A 23227-nucleotide genomic window follows, 5' to 3' on the forward strand; every position below is an offset into this window, starting at 1 on the left:
AGCGGGCGGGCTCAGGCCCTCGGTCGCGGCGCGCCGGTGGCCGCGGCGAGCCGGCTGGCCGCCCGGCCCCGCCACAGCTGGCACAGCGCCAGGGCGACGGCGTCGGCGGCGTCGGCGGGCTTGGGCGCGGCGGGCAGGCCGAGGATGCGGGCCACCATGAACCCGACCTGGGCCTTGTCGGCCCGTCCGGAGCCGGTGACGGCGGCCTTGACCTCCGACGGCGTGTGCATGGCCAGGCGCACCCCGCCCTGCGAGGCGACGAGCATGACGATGCCGGCCGCCTGGGCCGTGCCCATCACGCTGCGGACGTTGTGCTGGGCGAACACCCGCTCCACCGCCACGACGTCCGGGCGGTGCTCGGTCAGCAGGGTGGTGAGCTCGGTGTGCACCTGGGCCAGCCGGTCGCCGGTCTCCAGCTCCAGGGCGGTCCGCACCACCCCGACGTGGACCAGGGACGCCCGGTGCCCGGTGCCGCCGTCGACGACCGCGACCCCGCACCGGGTCAGGCCCGGGTCCACCGCCAGCACACGCACGTCCTCACCCTGCCCCGAGGACCGGTCCCGGCCGCGCAGGCGCGCCCGGGCCGCGCGGCTCTCAGCCGACGAGCTCGAGCTCGGCCAGCACCTCGTCGGAGACGTCGACGTTGGAGTAGACGTTCTGCACGTCGTCGGAGTCCTCGAGCGCGTCGATGAGCCGGAACACCTTGCCGGCGGTGTCCGCGTCGACCGGCACCTGCGTGGCCGGCACGAACGACGCCTCGGCGGAGTCGTAGTCGATGCCCGCGTCCTGCAGGGCGGTCCGCACCGCGACCAGGTCGGTCGCCTCGCTGATGACCTCGTAGGACTCCCCCAGGTCGTTGACCTCCTCGGCGCCCGCGTCGAGCACGGCCGCCAGCACGTCGTCCTCGCCCAGGCCGCCGTTCTGGTCCTTGGCCACCACGACGACGCCCTTGCGGGTGAACAGGAACGACACGCTGCCGGGGTCGGCCATGGTCCCGTTGTTGCGGGTCACGGCGACCCGGACGTCGCTCGCGGCCCGGTTGCGGTTGTCGGTCAGGCACTCGATGAGCACGGCGACCCCGCCCGCGGCGTAGCCCTCGTACATGATCGTCGCGTAGTCCGCGCCGCCGGAGTCCGCGCCCGAGCCGCGCTTGACCGCCCGCTCGATGTTGTCGTTGGGCACCGAGGACTTCTTGGCCTTCTGGATGGCGTCGAACAGCGTCGGGTTGCCCGCGACGTCACCGCCGCCCGTCCGGGCCGCGACCTCGATGTTCTTGATCATCTTGGCGAAGAGCTTGGCTCGCTTGGCGTCGACCGCAGCCTTCTTGTGCTTGGTCGTCGCCCACTTGGAGTGACCCGACATCGTTCACGTCTCCTTCGTCGTCCGGGGCGTCAGGACGGTCCGGACCGCCCGCCCGCCTGCTCGACCAGCTCCAGGAGGAGCCGGTGGAACCGGTCGTCGCCCGACACCTCGGGGTGGAACGCGGTGGCCAGCAGGACCCCCTGCCGCACGGCGACGATGGTATCGCCGCCGCCCACCGGGTCGGGAACGGTCGCGAGCACGTCGACCTCGGGGCCGACCTCGACGGCCACCGGCGCCCGGATGAACACCGCGTGCACGGGCGGGCCGGGCAAGCCCACGGGCTCCAGGTCGGTCTCGAAGCTGTCGACCTGCCGGCCGAAGCCGTTGCGCCGCACCGTCATGTCGATGCCGCCCAGGGTCTGCTGGCCCGCGGCGGGCTCGACGAGCCGGTCGGCGAGCAGGATCATCCCCGCGCACGAGCCGAGCACCGGCAGCCCGGCGGCGATGCGACGCCGCAGCGGGGCCTGCAGGTCGAAGGCCCGCACCAGGCGGTCGATGGCGGTCGACTCGCCGCCCGGCAGCACCAGCGCCTCGACCTGGTCGAGCTCGGCCGGCCGGCGCACCAGGACCACGCGGGCCCCCAGCCGGTGCAGCACGGCGACGTGCTCGCGGACGTCGCCCTGCACGGCGAGCACCCCGACGACGGGGCCGGACACGGCCTCGGGGCGGGCGTCGGCGACCACCGGGACGTGGGACCCTCGGGGGGTGGCGTTCACGACCTTCCTCCTCATCCAGGCTCTGCTCGTCGGGGTCTCGGTCGTGCTGCTCCGCCCCGGTACCGACGTGCTGGCGGCGCGGGTGCTGGGCGGCGAGGTCCGCCGCGGTGACCTGAGGCTCGTCGGCGGCATCGTGGTGACCGCCGCGGTGCTGCTGGTGCTGGGCGCGCTGCTGCTCAACGGGCTGCTGGCCGCGCTGCCGCTGCTGCTGGTGTCCGCCGCGGCGGGGGTCGGCGCGGAGCTGCTGGCCCGCCGGCTGCACCGTCCCGACGTCCAGGCCCGCCTGATGCGGTGGCTGGAGCGGACGCTGCTGCGCACGCAGGACCTGGGCCGGGCGGGTGGCGCGAGGGCCACCCGCCTCGGCCGCGACGTCACCAGCCGCGCTCGGCGAGCCGGTGCGGAGCTGGCAGCTCGTCGACGTTGATCCCGACCATGGCCTCGCCGAGGCCGCGGGAGACCTTGGCGATGACGTCGGGGTCGTCGTGGAACGTGGTGGCCTTGACGATGGCCTCGGCCCGCGCAGCGGGGTCACCGGACTTGAAGATGCCCGAGCCGACGAACACGCCGTCGGCGCCCAGCTGCATCATCATCGCGGCGTCGGCCGGGGTGGCGATGCCGCCGGCGGTGAACAGCACGACGGGCAGCCGGCCCTCGCGGGCGACCTCGCGGACCAGCGGCAGCGGGGCCTGCAGGTCCTTGGCGGCCACGTAGAGCTCGTCCTCGCTGAGCGAGGACAGCCGGCGGATCTCGCCGCCGATGGTCCGCATGTGGGTCGTGGCCTGGCTGACGTCACCGGTCCCGGCCTCGCCCTTGGAGCGGATCATGGCCGCGCCCTCGCTGAGCCGGCGCAACGCCTCGCCCAGGTTGGTCGCCCCGCACACGAACGGCACCGTGAAGGGCCACTTGTCGATGTGGTGGGAGTAGTCGGCCGGGCTCAGCACCTCGGACTCGTCGACGTAGTCCACGCCCAGGCTCTGCAGGACGCGCGCCTCGACGAAGTGCCCGATCCGGGCCTTGGCCATGACGGGGATGGAGACCGCGCCGATGATGGCCTCGATCATGTCCGGGTCGCTCATCCGCGAGATGCCGCCCTCGGCACGGATGTCGGCCGGGACGCGCTCGAGGGCCATGACGGCCACGGCGCCGGCGTCCTCGGCGATCTTGGCCTGCTGGACGTCGACGACGTCCATGATGACGCCGCCCTTGAGCATGTCGGCCATGCCGCGCTTGACCAGGTCGGTGCCGGTGACGGGGCCCGCGACGGGGCCGGAGGTGCTGGGGTCGCTCATGGGGCCATCGTAGGTTCGCCGCCGGCCGGGCCCGTACCCGGTAGGCGCCGGGGTCGGGCGGGGTCCGGGGCGTCAGCCGGTCGTGAGGGTGGGGGCCTGCCCGGCGGTCATGAGCACGACCCAGGTGGTGCCCACGTCGAGCAGCAGGTCCTCGCCGTCGGCGGCCTCGAACCGGGTGGGCTCGGCCGCCGCGCCCCGGGACCAGGTGCCCGGCACGGCCACGCCGTCGCGCAGCAGGGTGACGTCCCCCTCGCCGACCGGGAGCACCTCCGGGCTGCGCGCCCCGTCGGTGTCGACGTACGCGTCCGGCTCGACCGGCACGGCCATGAACAGCACGTTGTCGGCCAGCACCGGCTCGCCGGCCTCGTCCCGGGCCGCCTCGCCGCCCCGCTGCTGCACCCAGGCGTCCTCGTCGCCGGACCACGCGAACTCCACCGCCGAGGCCGGCCACCGGTACTCCCCGGCCCGGGTCGGGCTCCCCCCGTCGACCGGGCCGAAGCGCAGCCCCACGTCGCGGGCCTGCCCGGAGCCCGGCACGCGGGCCAGCAGGGCGGCCGCGTCGCCGACGAGGTCGTGGGGCGCGTCGCGGTCCGGGTCGCGCAGGAACCCCTCGGGCCCGCCGGTCGGCGACACGAGAGTCGGCCCGGCGGCGGCCGACCCCGAGGGCTCGCTGGTCGGCTCGGTGGTCGCCTCGGCGGTCGGCTCGGCGGCCGGGTCCGACCCGCCGCCGGCCGCGACGGCCAGGGCGACGTCGCCGTGGCTGGCCAGGACCGCGGCGTCCCCGGGACGGGCCGGGCCGATCGGGCCCACCCGGTCCGGCAGCTCGGTCTGGAACAGGGCCAGCAGCCGGGTGGCGCCCTCCTCCACCTCGGCCACGTACACCAGGTCGGCCTGGTTGAGCCCGGCCTGGGGCAGCGCGGCGGCCGTGTTGTCGACGGTGACGGCCAGCACCCGGCCGTCCGGCAGCGGCTCCCCCGTCAGCACGTTGCGGGTCCCGCTCGCCCCGACGCGCGCGCCGCTGGCCACCGGCACCGGCAGCTCCGACGGCGCCTGCACGGCCGTCTGGTCGACGGGGGCGTCGGGCTCACCCAGCACGCCGCTGCAGGCCGGCAGCAGCAGCACGGCCGGCACGAGCAGCGCGACGAGGGTGCGGCGCGGCGGGGTCGCCGTCAGCTGTGCCCGCCGACCGGCGGCGCGGTCGAGGCGTCCCACCCGGGCAGGCTAGGGCACCAGGGCCACGTCACCCGGGACGTCCCCGCGCCGCCTGCGTCGTCGTCGAGCTCGGTCGTGCCGAGCCCCCGGCGGCGGGCCGCGTCGTTGGCCAGCGCCCGGACCGCCGCCACCTGGGCCGTGGCCTGCGCCAGCTGCTGCGCGACCGGCCCGGGCAGGGCGCCGGAGCGCACCAGCGCCGTCAGCCGGCTCTGCGCCGGCAGGTCGTGCACGTCGGACGCCGCCCGGGCGGCCTCGGCCAGGGCCGCCACCCACCACGGCCGCGCCCCGGCCGCGGCGGCCAGCGACGTGGCCGTCGCGGCCCGGGCCGCCAGGTCACGGTGCAGCCGGGCCAGGGCGGCGTCGGGTCCGGCGGCGACCTCCAGCGCCAGCTCGTACGTGAGCAGCCAGGCCTGCCCCACGGCGTCCCAGCCGTAGCCGTCGGCCCGGCGGCGGGCGGCGGCCGTCAGCGCCGGCGCCCGGCGGCCCTGCAGCACGTCGAGCACGGCGGCGGCCAGGGCCGCGGGGTCGCCGGCCGGCACCAGCGCACCGGTGCCCCCCAGGACGTCGCGGAAGGCGGGCAGGTCCGAGGCCACCACGGGGGTGCCGGTCGCCATGGCCTCGACCAGCACTATGCCGAAGCTCTCGCCCCCGCGGTGGGGGGCGACCAGGACGTCGGCGCCGGACACCAGGGCGCGCTTGGCGTCCTCCGTCACCCGGCCGACCAGCTGCACCCCGGCCCCGCCGCCCGCGCCGAGGTCCCCCCGCGCGGGGCCCACCACGACCAGCCGGGCCCCCGGCACCGCCTGCCGGACCCGGGGCCAGGCCCGCAGCAGCACGTCCACGCCCTTGCGGGGCTCGTCCGCCCGGCCGAGCACGACCACCACGGGGCCGTCGTGGTCGCGGCGCGGCGCCGCCGCGGCCCAGCCGGTGACGTCCACCCCGTTGGGCACCACCAGCGGCACCCGGCCCAGGTGGTCCACCAGGGTGCGCCGGGCGTGCTCGCTGACCGCGCTCAGCACGTCGACCTCGTCGAGCAGACCGCCGACGTGCCGGGACGCCGTGCGCAGGCTGCGCGAGCGGCCCGCCGGCCACGGCGACATGGCCACGTGGACCGTGGCGACCACCGCGGGGCCGCGACCGCCGGCCGGCCGGGAGGAGCCCCGTCGGGCGGCCGCCAGCCGCCGGAGCACGGTGTGGCCGACCCCCGGCGGGATCGGCTCGTGGACGTGGACGACGTCGAAGTCCCCGTCCAGGGCCCAGTTGGCGGCCCGGTGCCGGGCCCGCGGCCCCAGCCCCAGCCGGGCGGTGGACCCGTTGGTGGGCAGCGGGACCGCCGGGCCCGCGCTGTGGACCAGGACGCCGTCGACCGTGGCCCGGGGCGCGGTGCCGCGGGCCCGCGGCGCGAGCACGCTCGCCTCGTGCCCGGCGCGCAGCATGGTGCGGGCCAGGCCCAGCACCTGCTCGCGGACACCGCCGGGCACGTCGAGGTCGTACGGGCAGACCAGCCCGAGCCGGAGCGGCCGGGTCAGCGCCACGGCCCGCTCACCACGGCCCGCCCGCCACGGCCGCTCACCACGGCCCGCTCACCACGGCCGGGGCTCGCGACCGACGTCGGCCACGAACACGGCCTGCAGCATGTGCCAGTCGGCCGGGTCGCGGCGGATCTGCTCGCCCAGGCCGTCGGCGAGCCGCTGCGTCGCGGCGGCGACCTGCTCGGGCGAGTCGTCGGGCACCTCGAACGGCTCGCCGAAGCGCACCACGGTCCGCCAGCCCGACGGCGAGTCGGCCGCCCGCTCGTAGACGATGCCGATGGCCAGCAGCAGCGACCCGGTCCGCCCGGCCAGCACGGCGGGGCCGGAGGCGACCCGGGCGGGCTCCCCCAGCAGGTCGACGGTGACGCCGCGGCCGGACAGGTCCCGGTCGGCCAGCAGCGGCACGAAGCCGCCCGCCCGCAGCCGCTCCTGCAGCACCTCGGTGACGCCCGGGCCGCCGCCGGGCCCGGGCTCGTCGCGGTGGGGGTGGACGAGGATCTCGATGCCGATCTCGGTGCGGAAGCGCAGGAACCGCCGCAGCACCGCCTCCGGTCGCAGCCGCTCGGCCACGGTCGTGACGGTGGCCAGGCGGTGGTGGGACCACGCGCCGGCGTGGTCCCAGTTGCCCAGGTGCGCCAGCGCGCCGACCACCCCGCGGCCCTGCGCGAGGGCCTCGCGGACCGCGGCGTCGCCCTCGGTCCGGATCGTGCCGACCACCCGCTGCTCGTCCCAGTCCGGCAGCCTGAACGCGTCGACCCAGTAGCGCAGGTAGGACTCGACGCCCCGGGCCGTCCAGCGCCGCAGCTCCTGCGCGTCGGCCTGCGGCAGGGCCCGGGCCAGGTTGTCGCGCAGCCGTCGCACGCCCCGCCCGCCCCGGCGCACCAGCACCCGGGCGACGAGGTCGCCCAGGGCGTAGGCGGTGCGCTCCGGCAGCAGCCGCACGAGACGCCAGCCGGCCAGGTAGCCGACGACCACGACCCGGTCGCGCACCCGGTCCAGCAGCCGGCTCACCGCGGGTCGGTCGCCGGCACGTCCGCGGGGGCCGCCACGGGGGTCCGGCCCACGGCGCGGTGCACCCGCGCCCCCCGCTGGACCGTCGTGATCACGCTGGCGGCCAGCAGCAGGGCCAGCACCACGTGCAGCACCACCACGGGCGCTCCCAGCGCCTGCGTCGACCAGGTGGCGCAGATGCCGACCGCCAGCCGGTCGCCGCGCTCGGCGATGCCGTTGTCGGCCACGACGCCGAAGGACTCGGCCTTGGCCCGGGCGTAGGGCACGAGCGCACCGGCGCCCACGACCAGCACCGACAGCACCAGGCCGAGGGTGTCGCCCTGCAGGTGGAACCAGATGGCCAGCGCGCCGAAGATGCTGGCGTCCGCCACCCGGTCCAGCGTCGAGTCCAGGAACGAGCCCCACTGCGTGGACTTGCCCGACAGCCGGGCCACGGTGCCGTCGAGGGAGTCGAACATCGCGAACAGGAAGATCAGCCACGCCCCGACCTCGAGCCGGCCCGCGGGCCAGAACCGAGAACGCGCTGATGACCACGCCGAGGGTGCCGACCACCGTGACGGCGTTGGGACCGATGCCCAGCGCCACAAGGCCACGGGCCGGGGCCTGCAGCAGCAGCCGGATCGTGCCGCGCAGCCGGCGGGCTAGCACGAGGCCTGCCAGGCGTCGGCCAGCAGCCGGCGGGTCTCGCCCAGCAGCACCGGCACGGCCTTGGTGCGGGCCACGATGGGCAGGAAGTTCGCGTCGCCGCCCCAGCGCGGCACCACGTGCTGGTGCAGGTGCGCCGCGACGCCCGCCCCCGCGACAGGGCCCTGGTTCATGCCCAGGTTGAACCCGTGCGGGTGCGACACGGCGCGCAGCACCCGCATGGCCGAGCGGGTGAGCGAGGCGACCTCGGCCACCTCGGTCTCGTCGAGGTCGGTGTAGTCGGCCACGTGCCGGTGGGGGCAGACCATCAGGTGGCCCGGGTTGTAGGGGTACAGGTTGAGCACGACGAACGCCCGCTCGCCCCGGTGCACGACCAGGCCGTCGGCGTCCGGGACGGTCTGCGCGCGGCAGAACGGGCACTCGCCCTCGCTGTCGTCGGCGGGCTTGTCCTGCCCCGACAGGTAGGCCCAGCGGTGCGGGGTCCACAGCCGCTCGAACACGTCCGGGGCCCCGGCCAGCCGCGCCGGGTCCTCCGGCCCGGCCGGGCCCGGGGTCTGCTCGCCGCTCACACCTGCACGCGCGTGCGCACGGCCTCGACGATGCGGGACACGGCGTCGGCCACCGGCACCGTGTTGTCCTGCCGGCCGTCGCGGTAGCGGAACGACACCGCCCCGGCGGCGACGTCGTCGGCCCCGGCGATCAGCTGGAACGGCACCTTCTGCTTGGTGTGGGTGCGGATCTTCTTGGGCATCCGGTCGTCGGAGGTGTCGACCTGGACCCGGACCCCCTGCTCGCGCAGCAGCCCGGCCACGTGCTGAAGGTGCGGCACGAACTCCTCGGCCACCGGGATGCCGACCACCTGCACGGGCGCCAGCCACGGGGGGAACGCCCCGGCGTAGTGCTCGGTCAGCACCGCGAAGAACCGCTCGATCGACCCGAACAGGGCGCGGTGGATCATGACCGGCCGCTGCCGGGTGCCGTCGGCGGCCTGGTACTCCAGCTCGAAGCGCTCCGGCAGGTTGAAGTCCAGCTGGATCGTCGACATCTGCCAGGTGCGCCCGATGGCGTCACGCGCCTGCACGCTGATCTTGGGCCCGTAGAACGCCGCCCCGCCCGGGTCCGGCTCCAGGTGCAGCCCCGAGGCCTCGGCGACCTCGGCCAGGGTGCGGGTCGCCTCCTCCCAGGTGTCGTCGTCGCCGACGGACTTGTCGGGGTTGCGGGTCGACAGCTCGAGGTAGAAGTCGTCCAGGCCGTAGTCCTTGAGCAGCTGCAGCACGAAGGTGAGCAGGCTGGTCAGCTCGTCCTTCATCTGCTCGCGGGTGCAGAAGATGTGGGCGTCGTCCTGGGTGAAGCCGCGGGCGCGCGTCATGCCGTGCACGACACCGGACTTCTCGTAGCGGTAGACGGTGCCGAACTCGAACATCCGCAGCGGCAGCTCGCGGTAGGACCGGCCTCGGCTGCGGTAGATCAGGTTGTGCATCGGGCAGTTCATGGGCTTGAGGTAGTAGTCCTGGCCCTGCCGGCGCACCTGCCCGTCGGCGCCGCGCTCCTCGTCCAGGTGCATGGGCGGGTACATGCCGTCCGCGTACCAGTCCAGGTGCCCGGAGGTCTCGAACAGCGCGGCCTTGGTGATGTGGGGTGAGTTGACGAAGTCGTAGCCCGCCTCCTCGTGCCGGCGCCGGGAGTAGTCCTCCATCTCGCGCCGGATGATGCCGCCCTTGGGGTGGAACACCGCCAGGCCGGACCCGATCTCCTCCGGGAAGCTGAACAGGTCCAGCTCGCTGCCCAGGCGCCGGTGGTCGCGCTTCTCGGCCTCGGCCAGGCGCTCGGTGTAGGCGGTGAGCTCGTCCTTGGTCGGCCAGGCCGTGCCGTACACCCGCTGCAGCTGGGGGTTGGCGGAGTCGCCGCGCCAGTAGGCGGCCGCGGTGCGCATCAGCTTCCAGCCGTTGGCCAGCAGCCGGGTGCTGGGCACGTGCGGGCCGCGGCACAGGTCCTTCCACGCCACCTCGCCGCCGCGGCGGACGTTGTCGTAGATGGTCAGCTCGCCCGCGCCGACCTCGGCGTCGGCGCCCTCGGCCGCGGCGGCCGCGTCCGGGCCCTTGAGCCCGATCAGCTCGAGCTTGTAGGGCTCGGCCGCCAGCTCGGCCCGGGCCTCGTCCTCGGTGACGACGCGGCGCCGGAAGGTCTGGCCCTCCTTCACGATGCGCTGCATCTGCTTCTCGAGCGCCTTGACGTCCTCGGGCGTGAACGGCTCGGCGACGTCGAAGTCGTAGTAGAAGCCGTCGGTCACGGGCGGGCCGATGCCGAGCCGGGCGTCGGGGCGCACCTGCTGCACGGCCTGGGCCAGCACGTGGGCCGCGGAGTGGCGCAGCACGACCAGGCCCTCGGGGTCGGCGGTGGTGACGGGCTCGACGACCTCGCCACCGGCCAGCACGTGGTCCAGGTCGCGCAGCGTGCCGTCGACCCGGGCCACCACGACGTCGCGGCCCAGCACGCCGGCGGCCTCCAGCGCGTCGGCCGCGCTGCCCCCGGCGGTCACGGCGACGTCCGCGCCGCCGACCGTCACCGTGACGCCGTCCGTGCCGTCGAGGGACGGGGTCGGGGCGGCGGGGTCGGGCGGAACCGGCACGGTCTGGGTCATGGCCGCAACGGTAGAGGTTCGGCGAGGCCGGCCGCCCCGCCCCCGCCGTCCGCGGCCGCGACGCGCCGTGTCACCACGCCGTGACACGGTCGTAACCGCCCGCCACCCAACCGGCGGTGTTCGTGACCTGGGCGACATCCACCTGACGCACGACGTCCATACCGTCACCGCGTCCCCCCACCCCCGTGCCCCAGGAGCCACCGATGAGGCGTTCCCTGTCCACCCGAGCCGCAGCCGCGGCCGGAGCGTTCGTCGCGACGGTCGCGGTGTCGACCGGGGCGGTCGTCGCCGTGCCGGGCGCCGCCCTGCCGTCGCTGACCACCCCGGCCGCCGTCCGCGGCCCGGTCGCCGAGCTCGACCTCGAGACCGCCACCGCGGCCGACCTGCGCGACATGGTCGTCTCCGGCGAGGTGTCCAGCCTCGACCTGACCCGGGCCTACCTGGACCGGATCGCCCTGCTCAACACCGACGGGCCGGGCCTCAACGCCGTCCGGTCCCTGAACCCGAGCGCGGCGGCCGACGCCCGGCTGCGTGACCGCGACCTGCGCATCGGCCGCGAGCCCGGCCCGCTGCACGGGGTGCCCGTCCTGATCAAGGACAACATCGACGTCAAGGGCATGCCCACCACGGCCGGCTCCATCGCCCTGGAGAACAGCTACCCGGCCACCGACGCCCCGCTGGTGACCGCGCTCGAGGCGGCCGGCGCCGTCATCGTCGGCAAGACCAACCTGAGCGAGTTCGCCAACTTCATGACCAGCGGCATGCCCAGCGGCTACAGCTCGCTCGGCGGTCAGGTGCTCAACCCCTACGACGCCAGCGTCACCCCCAGCGGGTCGAGCTCCGGCACCGGCGCCGGCATCGCGGCGGGGATGTCCCCGATCGGCGTCGGCACCGAGACGTCGGGCTCGATCCTGAGCCCCGCGCAGGCCAACTCGCTGGCCGCGGTCAAGCCGACCGTCGGCCTCATCAGCCGCACCGGCGTCATCCCGATCTCGGCCACGCAGGACACCGCCGGCCCGATGACCAAGACGGTGCTGGACTCCGCCCTGCTGCTGGAGGGGCTCGTCTCCGTCGACCCCGAGGACCCGGTGACCGCCGGCGCCGAGCCGTTCGTCGGCTTCTCCTACGCCGACGCGCTGTCGGAGACGTCGCTGGAGGGTGCTCGGCTGGGCTACGTCAACAGCAACAACCCGCTGTTCGCTGCCGCGCTGGAGACGCTGGCGGCCGAGGGCGCGATCCTGGTGCCGGTCACGGTGCCCAACACGTCGGCCCCGGGCATCCTGTTCGACGAGTTCGAGCGGGACCTCAACGCGTACTTCTCGCGGCTGCCGGCCTCGGCCCCGATGGACACCCTCAGCGACGTCATCGCGTTCAACGAGGGCCGGCCGGAGATCAAGTTCGGCCAGACCATCCTCCAGCAGTCCGAGGCGGTCGACCTGACCGACCCGGCCACGCTGGCCACCTACGAGGCCAACCGCGACCGCGGTCTGGCCGAGAGCCGCGGCAACATCGACGCGGTCCTCACCAGCAACGACCTGGACGCCATCGTGTCGCTGTCGGGGACGACCGGTGTCGCGGCCAGGGCGGGCTACCCGAGCGTGTCGGTGCCGGCGGGCTACACGGCCACCAACGGCCGCCCGAGCAACGTCACGTTCATGAGCACGGCGTTCACCGAGGCCACGCTGCTGAGGCTGGCCTACGACTACGAGCAGGCCAGCCTGCTGCGCGAGCCGCCGTCGGTCATCAACCCGACGCTGTTCCGCTGCCTGGAGCCGGTCCGCGAGCGGGCGGCCAGCTGCGCGCCGTGACCCCTCACCACCAGGCCTGACCACGCACCACATGGCCTGACCCCGGACGCCCCCGTCGCATCTCGGCGGGGGCGTCCGTCCGTCAGGGCCCTTCCGCCGACTCGTCGCGCAGGGCCTCGAGCAGCTGCTCGCCGTAGGTGGCGAGCTTGGCCTGGCCGACCCCGCTGACGCCGCCCAGCTCGTCCAGCGTCGTGGGCCGCTCGAGGGCGACCTGCCGCAGCGTGGCGTCGTGGAAGATCACGTACGCGGGCACGCCTCGCTCCTTGGCGGCCGCCGCCCGCCAGGCGCGCAGCCGCTCGAACACCGGGGCCACGTCGGCCGGCAGGTCCTCGACCGCCGCCCGCGCCCTGCGTCCGCCGCGACCCGCGCCCGGCCGCCGCGGCGCCTCCTTGCGCAGCCGCACCTCGGCCCTCCCGCGCAGCACGTCCTCCGCCGCGGCGGTGACCGCCAGCACGCCGTACTCCCCCTGCACGTCCAGCAGCCCCTGCGCGAGCAGCTGCCGGACCACGCCGCGCCACTCCCCCTCGTCCAGGTCGGTGCCGACGCCGAAGACGCTCAGCTCGTCGTGGCGGTGCTGGGTCACCTTGGGCGTGGTCCGCCCCAGCAGGATGTCCACCGACTGCCCCGCCCCGAACGCCTGGCCGCGCTCGCGCTGCAGCCGCAGCACCGTGGACAGCAGCTTCTGCGCCGGCACGGTGCCGTCCCAGGTCTCCGGCGGGACCAGGCAGGTGTCGCAGTTGCCGCACGGCTCGCTGGCCTGGTCGAAGTAGGCCAGCAGCCGCACCCGCCGGCAGGACGCGGTCTCGCACAGCGCGAGCATGGCGTCCAGGTGGGCCGACAGGACCCGGCGGCGGGCCAGGTCGGCGTCGGAGGTGTCGATCATGCGGCGCTGCTGCACGACGTCGGCCAGGCCGTAGGCCAGCCAGGCCGTCGACGGCAGCCCGTCGCGGCCGGCGCGGCCCGTCTCCTGGTAGTAGCCCTCGACGGACTTGGGCAGGTCGAGGTGGGCGACGAAGCGCACGTCGGGCTTGTCGATGCCCATGCCGAAAGCGATGGTCGCCACCATCACCAGGCCGTCCTCGCGCAGGAACCGCTGCTGGTGCGCCAGCCGCGTGCCGGCGTCCAGGCCCGCGTGGTACGGCAGGGCCTCGATGCCGTTGTCGACCAGGAACGCCGCGACCTTCTCGACCGAGGCCCGCGACAGGCAGTAGACGATGCCGGCGTCGCCGGGGTGCTCGGTGCGCAGCAGGTCGAGCAGCTGCCGGCGCGGCTCGGCCTTGGGCACGATCCGGTACTGGATGTTGGGCCGGTCGAAGCTGGCCACGAAGTGGCGGGCGTCGTCGAGCTCCAGCCGGGTGGCGATCTCGGCCCGGGTCTGCGTGGTGGCCGTCGCGGTCAGCGCGATCCGGGGCACGTCGGGCCAGCGCTGGTGCAGCATCGACAGGCCCAGGTAGTCGGGCCGGAAGTCGTGGCCCCACTGGGCCACGCAGTGCGCCTCGTCGATGGCGAACAGCGAGATCCGCCCCCGGTCCAGCAGGGCCTGGGTGGCCGGCGAGCGCAGCGCCTCGGGCGCCAGGTACACCAGGTCCAGCTCGCCGTCGACGTAGCGGCGCTCCATCTCACGCCGGGTGGCCGGGTCCTGGGTGGAGTTGAGGAACCCGGCCCGCACGCCGAGCGTGGTGAGCGCGTCCACCTGGTCCTGCATGAGCGCGATCAAGGGCGAGATCACGACGGCCGTGCCGGGCCGGACCAGGGCGGGCACCTGGTAGCACAGCGACTTGCCGCCCCCGGTGGGCATCAGCACCAGGGCGTCGCCACCGGCGACCACGTGGTCGACGACCTCCTGCTGGCCGGGCCGGAACGAGTCGTAGCCGAAGACCCGCTGCAGGACCCCCGTCGCCGTCTCGTGCTCTCGGGTCGGGGTGGGGGTCGTCACGGGGTCGAGTCTATGGACGGTTCCGCCGGGCGGGGATCGGTGCTGTGATCTGTGCACGCACGCCCCCGTCCGGGGGACGGCGCCCCGGAGGTGGTCGGCGTGGTGGTCGGTCGGGTCGAGGTCGGCGCCGGCGGTCCCGCCGGGCACAGCTACCGCGGGGCGGTCCTGGTCGGCGACCGCGACGCCGTCCTGGCCCACCTGGCCCGGGCCCGGTTCAGCGGCTGGGTGGGCCCGCAGGAGCACGACCACGTCGTGCTGGTGCCGTCGTCGCCGCACCTGCTGGTGGCCTCGGGCGGGCGCGACCTGGAGGCGCTGGGCGTCGACCTGGCCCAGGCGTTCGGCCCGGTGCTGGTGGTCGAGGTGGTCCGGGACCGGCTGCTGTCGCTGGTGCTGCTGGCCGGGGGCGGGCAGGAGCCGCTGCGGTACCTGTCCGACCCGTCGGTGCTGGACCCCGAGGACCTCGACGAACCGCGCGGGGCCCACCACGCGCCGGCCCTGGCCCGGGCCTACGGAGTGCCGGGGGTGGCCCCGACGCTGCGCGACGTGCTGTCGGAGTCGCTGGACCCCGAGCACTACATCGAGTCCGAGCGGGTGGCCCGGGTGCTGGGCCTGCTCGACCTGCCCACCTGGCTCGTGTCGTCGTGGACGCTGCCCCGGCGGGTGTCCTACGGCCCCGAGCCGCGCACGGTGGTGCGGCTCGGGGCCGGGACGCCCGGTCCGGCCGGCTGGCCGCTGCGGTGGGCCAGCCAGCCGGTCCGCCGGGTGCGCCAGCTGCTGTCGCGCCGCCCGGACGGCCCCCGTCCGGACGGCCTGGCCGTGACGGACGTGGACGGGACCGGGCTGTGGTGAGCCGGGCTGTGGTGAGCCGTCAGTCGGGCACGCGCCCGGTGCGGGCCAGCTCGGCGAACCAGTGCGCGCTGTCCTTGGGCAGCCGCTCGAGGGTGTCGTAGTCGACCCGGACGATGCCGAAGCGCTTGGAGTAGCCGTAGCCCCACTCGAAGTTGTCCAGCAACGACCAGACCAGGTACCCGCGCAGGTCGACGCCGCGGGCCAGGGCGCGGTGGCAGGCCGTGACGTGGCGGCGCAGGTAGTCGGTGCGCTCGACGTCGTGGACCGCCCGCCCGCCGGGCCGGGAGTCGTCGACCACGACCTCGTCGCGGAACGCGGCGCCGTTCTCGGTGACCATGAGCGGCACGTCGGGGCAGCGCCGCGACAGGTCGACCAGGACCTCCTCCAGCCCGGCGGGCTCGATGTTCCAGCCCATGTCGGTGTACGGCCCGGGCTGGGGCAGGAACTCCACGTCGTCGGCCCCGGGCCAGGGCGTGCCGCCCATGTCCTTGTGCCCGTCCGCCATCTGCCGGGGCGAGGTGCCGTCCCAGCGGCGCACCCGGGTGGTCGAGTAGTAGTTGACGCCCAGCAGGTCCAGGGGCTGGCGGACCAGCTCGGCGTCGCCGTCCCGGACGAACGACCAGTCGCTGACCGCGGCGGTGTCGGCCAGGACGTCCTCGGGGTAGCCGCCCTCCAGCAGCGGCTGCAGGAACACCCGGTTGGACAGCCCGTCGACCTGCCGGACGGCGTCGGCCGCCCCGTCGCCCTCGCCGCGCCACACGTGCATGTTGAGGGTGATGGACACCTTGGCGTGGGGGCCGAGCACGTCGCGCAGGGCCAGCACGCCCAGGCCGTGGGCCAGGTTCAGGTGGTGCACGGCGGCCAGCGCGGCCGCGGGCTCGGTCCGCCCCGGGGCGTGCGCGCCGGAGCCGTAGCCCAGGTACGCCGAGCACCACGGCTCGTTGAACGTGGTCCACACGTCCACCCGGTCGCCGAGCGCCTGCGCGACGACGCGGGCGTAGTCGGCGAACGCCTCGGCCGTGGCCCGGACGGGCCAGCCGCCCGCGTCCTCCAGCGGCTGCGGCAGGTCCCAGTGGTAGAGCGTGGCGATCGGCGAGATGCCGCGGGCCCGCAGGCCGTCGACCAGGCGGACGTAGTAGTCCAGCCCGGCCTGGTTGACCTCGCCACGCCCGGTTGGCAGGACCCGGGACCACGAGACGGAGAACCGGTAGGCGTGCAGGCCCAGCTCGGCCATCAGGTCCAGGTCGGCCTCGAGCCGGTGGTAGGCGTCGGCGGCCACGTCGCCGGTGTCGCCGTCGGTCACCTTGCCGGGCGTGCGGCTGAAGGTGTCCCAGATGCTGGGGCCCCGGCCGTCCTCGGCCGCTGCGCCCTCGACCTGGTAGGCCGCGGTGGCCGAGCCGAGCACGAACCCCGGCGGCAGGAGCAGCCCGCGGCCGCGGTAGTCGTCGGGGTGGGTCGCGGGGCGGGGGCTGCCCGTGACGACGCTCACGGGACGAGCCTCGCGTGCCCGGCCTCGGCCGCCACCTCGGACGCGCCGGCCAGGCGGGCCCGGAACGGCACGGCGGGCTCGGCGCTGACCGTGGCTCCGGCCCCGTCGCGGACCACGCGGAACGTGGTGACCGCGCCGGTGGTGGGGTGGGTGACCACGACGTCCCGGTCGGTCGAACCCGGGTAGACCGTGACCAGGGCGTCCTGGGCGAAGTCGTACTCGGGGGTGTCGTCGGTGGCCCCGGTGACCAGGACGGCGTCCTCGCGCACCCACAGCGGCAGGGAGTCGAAGCCGTGCCGCTCGCGCCGCCAGGCGCCGCCCGTGGCCACCTCGCCGGTCAGCAGGTGGGTCCAGGTGCCGGCGGGCAGGTAGTAGTCGACGTCACCGGTCGCGGACATGACCGGGGCCACCAGCAGGTCGCGGCCCAGCAGGTACTGCCGGTCCAGGTGGTCCACGGCGGGGTCGCCGGGGAACTCCAGCTGCATGGGCCGCATGAACGGCACGCCGTGCTCGTGGGCGTGCAGGCCCACCTGGTACAGGTACGGCATCAGCCGCAGCTTGAGCCGGGTGAACGCAGCGGTGACCGCCACGGCGCTGGGCCCGTCGGCGTCGGCCCCCTCGGCCTCGTCGAACACCCACGGCACCCGGTAGCTCTGCGAGCCGTGCAGGCGGGAGTGGCTGGACAGCAGGCCGAACGCCAGCCACCGCTTGAACACGGCCGGGTCGGGGGTGCCCTCGAAGCCGCCGATGTCGTGGCTCCAGAAGCCGAACCCGCTCATCGCCAGGCTGAGCCCGCCGCGCAGGCTCTCGGCCATCGACACGAACGACGACGAGCTGTCACCGCCCCAGTGCACCGGCATCCGCTGCCCGCCGGTGGTGGCCGAGCGGGCGAACAGCACGGCCTCGCCCTGGCCGCGGACCTCCTGCAGCACGTCGAACACGGCCTGGTTGTACAGCTGGGCGTACCAGTTGTGCATGACGCCGGGGTCGGACCCGTCGTGCCACACCACGTCGGTGGGCACGCGCTCGCCGAAGTCGGTCTTGATGGCGTCGACGCCCTGGGCGAGCAGGCCGCGCACCTTGTCCTGGAACCAGGCCGTCGCGGCGGGGTTGGTGAAGTCGACCAGGCCCATGCCGGCCTGCCACAGGTCCCACTGCCAGACGCTGCCGTCGGCGCGCCGGAGGAGGTACCCGGCCTCGACGGCCTCGTCGAACAGCGCCGAGCGCTGCGCGACGTAGGGGTTGAGCCAGGCGCTGACCCGCAGGCCGCGCTCGTGCAGCCGCGCGAGCATGCCCTCCGGGTCGGGGAACGTCCGCGGGTCCCACTCGAAGTCGGTCCAGCGGAACTCGCGCATCCAGAAGCAGTCGAAGTGGAAGACGCTCAGCGGAAGGTCGCGCTCGGCCATCCCGTCGATGAACCGGTTGACGGTGGCCTCGTCGTAGTCGGTGGTGAACGACGTCGACAGCCAGAGCCCGTAGGACCAGGCCGGCACCTTGGCCGGTCGCCCGGTCAGGCGGGTGTAGCGCTGCAGCACCTCCGCCGGGGTGGGCCCGGCGATCACCAGGTACTCCAGCGCCTGTCCCGGCACCGAGAACTGGACCTGCTCGACGGCCTCGCTGCCCACCTCGAACGACACGTGCTCGGGGTGGTTGACCAGCAAGCCGTAGCCGCGGTTGGTCAGGTAGAACGGCACGTTCTTGTACGCCTGCTCGCTGGAGGTGCCGCCGTCGGCGTTCCAGACGTCGACGCTCTGCCCGTTCTTGACCAGCGGGCCGAACCGCTCCCCCAGCCCGTAGACCAGCTCGCCCACGCCGAGGCTCAGCTGGGTGCGCACGTAGGAGGCCGCCGGGGCGAGGCCGTCCACGCTCACCCCGGCCACTCCGGCCGGCTCGGCGGTGACGGGCGCGTCGTCGGCCAGGCCGAGCCAGCCCACGGACTTGTCGCCGCTGCGGGTCAGCACCTGACCGTCGGCCTCGAAGCGCAGGTCCCACGGCGCACCGCGGGCCACCCGGGCGCGCAGCGGGCCGGACTCCAGCCAGCCCGCGTCGTCGTCGGTCCAGGCGCTGCCGTGGCCCTTCTCGGCCCCGACCAGGTCGAAGCCGGGGGTGGCGGGGGCGCCGCGGTGGTGCTCGACGCGGACCCGGACGACCCCGTCCATCGGGCTGGACAGCGTGACGGTCAGGACCGGGCGGTTGAGGGTGTCGCCGCGGCCGGTGATGACGCGGGTGGGGGCCTCGACGACCAGCCGGTCGCCCTCGGGCGAACCCACGGTGTCCAGGTCGTGGGCCTCGCGGACGAGCCGCGCGTCGACCCCGGGCCGGTCGTGCCAGAACCCGTCGGTGAACTTCATTACTTGACTGCTCCTGCCGTGATGCCGCGCGTGAGGGTGCGCTGGAAGATGAGGAAGAACACGAGCGTGGGGATCAGGCCGAGCAGGGCCGAGGCGGACGTCGTCGTGACGTCCATCATCCGGTCGCCCTGCAGGACGGTCACCGCCACGGGGACGGTCTGGACCGCGTTGCTGACCAGGAACGTCAGCGGGATCAGGAACTCGTTCCAGGTCCAGATGAAGAAGAAGATGAGCAGCACCGCGAGCGTGGGCCGCGAGATCGGGAACACGATCCGCCACAGGATCTGCCGGCGGTTGGCGCCGTCGAGCGCCGCGGCCTCCAGCATCTCCTTGGGGAACGTGCCGTACACGGCGGCCAGCAGGTAGGTGCCGAACGCGCTCTGGATGACCGTGAAGATGATGATGACCGGCCAGATCGTGTTGTACAGCCCCACCTCCTTGAACATGAAGTAGAGCGGGTACAGCAGCACCTCCTGCGGCAGCATGTTGGCCAGCAGGATGAGCAGCACGATCCACATCCGGCCCTTGATCCGGCCGATGCCGAGGGCGAACGCGTTGAGCACCGACAGCAGCACGGCGAGCACCGCGACGCTGCCGCTGATGACGAAGCTGTTGAGCAGCTTCTGCGGGAAGTCGACCCGCTCCCAGAACGCGACGATGCCGTCGAGGTACAGCGAGGTGGGCAGCGACAGCGGGCCGCCGGTGCTGTAGTCCGCCGGGGACTTGAACGAGTTGACGAGGATCAGCAGGAACGGGACCGCGATGAGCAGCCCGACCAGGCTCGCCACCCCCAGCAGGGTCCAGTCCAGGGCGGTGCGGCGGCGCCGCCGACGGCGGGGCGGGGCCGGTCGCGGACCGGTGGTGGCCGCCGGGGTGTGCCGCTCGGTGGTGGGCGCACTCATGAGCTCCGCTCCTCTGCCTTCTCGAGCCGGCTCTGGACCAGGACGAACACCACCGCCAGCGCCGCGATGACCACCGTCAGGGCGGTCGCGATGGTGGCGCCGTAGCCGACCTGCTGGGACTGGAAGAACTCGCTGTAGGCGTAGTACGCCGGGACGATCGTCGAGGTCCCCGGCCCGCCCCCGGTCAGGGCGTAGACCGGGCCGAACACCTTGAGCGCGGCGATGGCGCAGGTGAGCACCACGACGAAGATCTCCGGGCGGATGATGCTGACGGTGATGGCCCGGAAGCGCTGGAACCAGTTGGCCCCGTCCAGCTCCGCGGCCTCGTACAGCTCGGGGTCCACGCGCTGCAGCGCGGCCATGAAGATGACGACCGGGTAGCCGATCTGCACCCAGACCAGCACCACCATGATGCTGGGCAGGGCGAAGCGCGGGTCGCCGAGCCAGTTGGCCTGCAGCGCGCCCAGACCGACCGCGTCCAGCAGGGTGTTGAGCGCACCGTTCTGCGGGCGCAGGATCCAGCCGATGACGATGGCCGCGATGACCGACGGCAGGATCTGCGGCAGGTAGTAGGTGGCCCGCAGGAAGCTCGCCACCCGGCCGCCGAACTTGCGACCGACCAGGTCGAACAGCATCGCCGCCAGCACCAGGCCGAGCCCGGTGGGCACGACCACCATCGCCACGATCATGGCGATGGAGTTGCGGAACGACTGCCAGAACGTGGCGTCGCCGAACAGCTCGACCCAGTTGTCCAGGCCGATGAACTCCGGCGGGCGGATGCCGCGGTAGGACGTGAACGTCAGGTACACGTTCCACACGAGCGGGACGAGGATGACCACCGTGAGCAGCGTCAGCCCCGGGATCAGGTAGACCCAGTAGGTGTGGCGGCGCAGGCCCGGGATCAGGCTCGGCTGCCCCCGCCGGGGGGCGACGGGCCCCCCGGCGGGCGCGGACGTGGTCACGGTGGCCATCGCGGTCAGCCCGTGATGTCGGAGACGCCGTCGGCGTACTGCTGACCGAGCTGGTCCTGCACGGCCGCGGGCTCCAGGGTGCCGTTGAGCAGCTCCTGCAGTCCGGCGTTCAGGTCGTCGTAGAACGTCGCGGTGGGCCAGTCCGGGTAGAACGCGATGCCGTCGCGCTCGTTGAGGGTGTTGAAGTTGGCGATCAGCTCGGCCGACTTCTCGTCGGTGATGTCGGCCGGGTCGGCCGCGACGGGCACGCCGCCGTTGTTGCCGATCAGGGCCTGGATCTCCGGTCGCATGGTGATGTCGATGAACTCCGCCGCCAGGTCGGGGTTGCGGGCCTCGACGGGGATGACCCACATGTTGCCGGCCGACCCGGGCGACATCTCGGCGCCGGGGAACAGGAACGTGCCGAACTCGAAGCCGGAGATCTCGGTGGTGAACCGGTTGTGCCACCAGCTGCCCGAGAAGAACATCGGGTACTCGCCGTTGATGAACGCCGTGCCGGCGTCCTCGGCGGCCAGGCCGGTGGCGTCGGCGCTGATGTAGCCGGCGTCGGTCCACTCCTTGACCGTCTCGGTGGCGTAGCTGATCTCCTCGCCGCTGAAGTCGACGTCGTCGGTGTACAGCTGGTAGGCGTCGACCCACTCGCGGTCGGCCTGGGTCAGCGCGAGCTGGTACCAGAAGCTGGCCGAGCGGGTACTCCGCGGCGGCCTCGGCCAGCGGCGTGACGCCCGCCTCGGCGAAGGTCGCCATGGCGGCCTCGAGCTCCTCGACCGTGGTCGGGACCTCGACGCCGTACTCGGCGAACATGTCCTCGTTGTAGTAGAACTCGACGAACTCGCCGTAGTTGGGGACGCCGTACCAGCTGCCGGAGCCCATGATCCCGGACTCGTCGTAGCGGGCGGTGGTCTGCAGGGCGGGGGCGAGCATCTCGTCCCAGCCGTACTCCTCGACCTGGTCGTCCATCGGGCTCAGCAGGCCCTGGCTGGCCAGCAGGCCGGCGGTGGCGTTGCCCTTGTTGTACTCGAGGATGTCCGGGGCCTCGCTGGAGTTGAGGACCTGGCTGGCGGTGGTGCGGATCTGCTCGAAGCTGCGCTCCTCGAACTCGACGGTCGCGCCGGTCTCGGACTCGAACGTGGCGATGGCCTCGTCCCAGGCGATGCCCATGGCGCTGGTGTCGGACTCGAAGTGCCACAGCCGCAGCACGTCGCCCTCGCCGCCGGCCTCGGTGTCGCCGGAGCCGCCGCACGCGGCCAGGGCCAGGGCCCCGACGAGTGCTGCCGTGCCCAGTCGGACGGTGCTGGTGGTTCTCCTCATGGTGTGCCTACCTCCTCGTAGGTGGTGCAGATCGATGCGTTTCGAGTTCGAAGCGTTTCGACGTTGATCAGACGGGCCTCCTGCGGCGCTGCGGTCGGGACGTGGGGGTCGGTCGGTGGGTCAGGGTGACGGCGGCGGGGCGAGCGAGCCGTGCCCGACGTAGGTCGGGGCGATCAGCTCGACCCGGGGCTCGACCCGGCTGGTGAGCTGCTCGATTGCCAGCTCGACGGCCCGGTCACAGCTGCGTTCGGGCACCAGCGGGATGACGTCGAGCGGGACCGGCAGGGCCGCGGTGTCGAAGGTCGAGGCGGCCGAGACGACGGACACGTCCCCGGGCACCGACAGGCCTCGCTCGCGCAGCAGCTCCACGGCGGTGGCCTGGATGCCCTGCTCGCAGTGCATCACCAGACCGGTCAGGTCGGCGCGGGGGCCCAGCAGGTCGGTCACCGCGGCCCGCGCGGCCGCGGTGTCGCGCTCGGGCATGGCGAAGCGCGCCTGCAGACCGCGGGAGCGGGCGTGCGTCAGGAACGCGTCGCGGAACCGGGGCGGGAAGTTGGAGCCGCGCTCGTACACCGAGCGGGGCTCGCCCAGCAGGCCGACGGTGCGGTGGCCGGCGTCGGCCAGCCGGTCCACGGCCAGCCGCGCCGCCGCCTCGAAGTCCAGGTCGACGCAGACCAGCCCGTCGGTGTCGTCGGGCACGCCCACGACCACCGACGGCACGGCCAGGCCGCGGACCAGCGCCACGCGGTCGTCGTCCTTGGTCACGTCCAGGACGATGATCCCGTCGACCAGCCGGCTGGAGGTGACCCGCCGCAGCCCGCCGGCGGCCTCGTCCTGCAGCAGCAGCAGGACGTCGTAGTCGTAGCGGCGCGCGGCCGTGGCGGTGGCCAGCACGAAGGCCATGTGGGCCGGGGCGTAGGTGTCGGCGCGCAGCGGCTCGGTGACGGCGAGGATGTAGGTGCGCTTGCCGGCGAGCATGCGGGCGCCGGCGTTGGGCCGGTAGTCGAGGTCGCGGACGGCGGCCTCGACCCGCTGCCGGGTGGCCTCGGTGATCGACCGCTTGCCGGACAGGGCGTAGGACACGGTGCTGATCGAGACCCCGGCGGCACGGGCCACGTCGTGGATGCTCGTCATGTCCTGGACTCCGTCGTCAGGTCCGCGGGCGGCGGACTGGTGAAACGCTTCGACAGTGAGGCGCTGGC

At 74.2% G+C, this 23227-nt stretch carries 19 protein-coding genes and 1 pseudogene; 3 read left to right on the plus strand and 17 right to left on the minus strand.

The features are described 5' to 3' along the window. Nucleotides 1-11 precede the first annotated feature (11 nt). The 3 genes from ruvC to pdxT all read right to left on the minus strand — a co-directional run bounded on the left by ruvC (nucleotide 12) and on the right by pdxT (nucleotide 2078). A complete protein-coding gene (gene ruvC / locus SJY06_RS14775) occupies nucleotides 12-533 on the minus strand; it encodes a crossover junction endodeoxyribonuclease RuvC (RefSeq protein ID WP_380168300.1) in 522 nt (173 codons plus the stop codon). Nucleotides 534-594: 61 nt separating this feature from the next. Beyond that, entirely contained in the window at nucleotides 595-1362 is a 768-nt protein-coding gene (locus tag SJY06_RS14780; RefSeq protein WP_380168301.1) for a YebC/PmpR family DNA-binding transcriptional regulator, read from the minus strand. A 29-nt stretch (nucleotides 1363-1391) separates the two neighbouring features. Further along, entirely contained in the window at nucleotides 1392-2078 is a 687-nt protein-coding gene (gene pdxT, locus SJY06_RS14785; RefSeq protein WP_380168302.1) for a pyridoxal 5'-phosphate synthase glutaminase subunit PdxT, read from the minus strand. On the opposite strand from pdxT, the gene SJY06_RS14790 reads away from it, so the two are divergent. After that, complete coding sequence (locus SJY06_RS14790) at nucleotides 2068-2502, plus strand: hypothetical protein (RefSeq protein ID WP_380168303.1); 435 nt, start codon at nucleotides 2068-2070, stop codon at nucleotides 2500-2502. The genes pdxT and SJY06_RS14790 overlap by 11 nt on opposite strands. Here SJY06_RS14790 and pdxS read toward each other — a convergent pair. The 7 genes from pdxS to thrS form a co-directional block, all read right to left on the minus strand. Further along, nucleotides 2450-3367, minus strand: coding sequence for a pyridoxal 5'-phosphate synthase lyase subunit PdxS (gene pdxS, locus SJY06_RS14795; protein WP_380168304.1), 918 nt, complete (start codon nucleotides 3365-3367; stop codon nucleotides 2450-2452). The genes SJY06_RS14790 and pdxS overlap by 53 nt on opposite strands. 72 nt (nucleotides 3368-3439) lie before the next feature. After that, entirely contained in the window at nucleotides 3440-4579 is a 1140-nt protein-coding gene (locus SJY06_RS14800; protein WP_380168305.1) for a DUF3048 domain-containing protein, read from the minus strand. Continuing rightward, nucleotides 4537-6114 carry a glycosyltransferase family 4 protein gene (locus SJY06_RS14805; RefSeq protein ID WP_380168306.1) on the minus strand — a complete coding sequence of 526 codons (1578 nt, stop codon included), beginning with the start codon at nucleotides 6112-6114 and terminating at the stop codon, nucleotides 4537-4539. The genes SJY06_RS14800 and SJY06_RS14805 overlap by 43 nt, the downstream gene beginning before the upstream one ends. Before the next feature lie 48 nt (nucleotides 6115-6162). Next, complete coding sequence (locus SJY06_RS14810) at nucleotides 6163-7122, minus strand: phosphatidylinositol mannoside acyltransferase (protein WP_380168307.1); 960 nt, start codon at nucleotides 7120-7122, stop codon at nucleotides 6163-6165. Beyond that, nucleotides 7119-7715: a CDP-alcohol phosphatidyltransferase family protein gene (locus tag SJY06_RS14815; protein ID WP_380168308.1), complete on the minus strand. Its 597-nt coding sequence runs from the start codon at nucleotides 7713-7715 to the stop codon at nucleotides 7119-7121. The genes SJY06_RS14810 and SJY06_RS14815 overlap by 4 nt, the downstream gene beginning before the upstream one ends. Before the next feature lie 48 nt (nucleotides 7716-7763). After that, nucleotides 7764-8336 carry an HIT family protein gene (locus SJY06_RS14820; protein WP_380168309.1) on the minus strand — a complete coding sequence of 191 codons (573 nt, stop codon included), beginning with the start codon at nucleotides 8334-8336 and terminating at the stop codon, nucleotides 7764-7766. After that, nucleotides 8333-10408 (minus strand): threonine--tRNA ligase, encoded by a 2076-nt coding sequence (thrS, locus tag SJY06_RS14825; RefSeq protein WP_380168310.1) that lies wholly within the window; start codon nucleotides 10406-10408, stop codon nucleotides 8333-8335. The genes SJY06_RS14820 and thrS overlap by 4 nt, the downstream gene beginning before the upstream one ends. A gap of 203 nt (nucleotides 10409-10611) precedes the next feature. Here thrS and SJY06_RS14830 point away from each other — a divergent pair, with 203 nt between their 5' ends. Continuing rightward, nucleotides 10612-12216, plus strand: coding sequence for an amidase family protein (locus tag SJY06_RS14830; RefSeq protein WP_380168311.1), 1605 nt, complete (start codon nucleotides 10612-10614; stop codon nucleotides 12214-12216). Nucleotides 12217-12298: 82 nt separating this feature from the next. On the opposite strand, the gene recQ is transcribed toward SJY06_RS14830, so the two are convergent. After that, nucleotides 12299-14152, minus strand: coding sequence for a DNA helicase RecQ (gene recQ / locus SJY06_RS14835; RefSeq protein WP_380168312.1), 1854 nt, complete (start codon nucleotides 14150-14152; stop codon nucleotides 12299-12301). A gap of 99 nt (nucleotides 14153-14251) precedes the next feature. Between recQ and SJY06_RS14840 the strand changes: the two genes are divergently transcribed. Continuing rightward, nucleotides 14252-15001 (plus strand): hypothetical protein, encoded by a 750-nt coding sequence (locus SJY06_RS14840; RefSeq protein ID WP_380168313.1) that lies wholly within the window; start codon nucleotides 14252-14254, stop codon nucleotides 14999-15001. 19 nt (nucleotides 15002-15020) lie between these two features. Here the strand turns inward: SJY06_RS14840 and SJY06_RS14845 are convergent, their stop codons facing one another. The 6 genes and pseudogenes from SJY06_RS14845 to SJY06_RS14870 all read right to left on the minus strand — a co-directional run bounded on the left by SJY06_RS14845 (nucleotide 15021) and on the right by SJY06_RS14870 (nucleotide 23159). Then, nucleotides 15021-16490, minus strand: coding sequence for a GH1 family beta-glucosidase (locus tag SJY06_RS14845; protein ID WP_380168314.1), 1470 nt, complete (start codon nucleotides 16488-16490; stop codon nucleotides 15021-15023). Next, complete coding sequence (gene yicI / locus SJY06_RS14850) at nucleotides 16487-18841, minus strand: alpha-xylosidase (protein WP_380168315.1); 2355 nt, start codon at nucleotides 18839-18841, stop codon at nucleotides 16487-16489. Before yicI ends, SJY06_RS14845 begins: the two co-directional genes overlap by 4 nt. Beyond that, entirely contained in the window at nucleotides 18841-19743 is a 903-nt protein-coding gene (locus tag SJY06_RS14855) for a carbohydrate ABC transporter permease (RefSeq protein ID WP_380168316.1), read from the minus strand. Before SJY06_RS14855 ends, yicI begins: the two co-directional genes overlap by 1 nt. Next, nucleotides 19740-20705 carry a carbohydrate ABC transporter permease gene (locus SJY06_RS14860; protein WP_380168317.1) on the minus strand — a complete coding sequence of 322 codons (966 nt, stop codon included), beginning with the start codon at nucleotides 20703-20705 and terminating at the stop codon, nucleotides 19740-19742. Before SJY06_RS14860 ends, SJY06_RS14855 begins: the two co-directional genes overlap by 4 nt. Nucleotides 20706-20719: 14 nt before the next feature. Then, nucleotides 20720-22025: pseudogene (locus tag SJY06_RS14865) on the minus strand (ABC transporter substrate-binding protein). A gap of 120 nt (nucleotides 22026-22145) precedes the next feature. After that, on the minus strand, nucleotides 22146-23159 hold the full coding sequence (locus SJY06_RS14870; RefSeq protein WP_380168318.1) for a LacI family DNA-binding transcriptional regulator: 1014 nt from the start codon (nucleotides 23157-23159) through the stop codon (nucleotides 22146-22148). Between the last annotated feature and the right edge of the window lie 68 nt (nucleotides 23160-23227).

Origin of the sequence: Jannaschia sp. R86511 (genome assembly GCF_042466345.1) — a bacterium.
GTDB lineage: Bacteria > Actinomycetota > Actinomycetes > Actinomycetales > JBBAYJ01 > Aquipuribacter.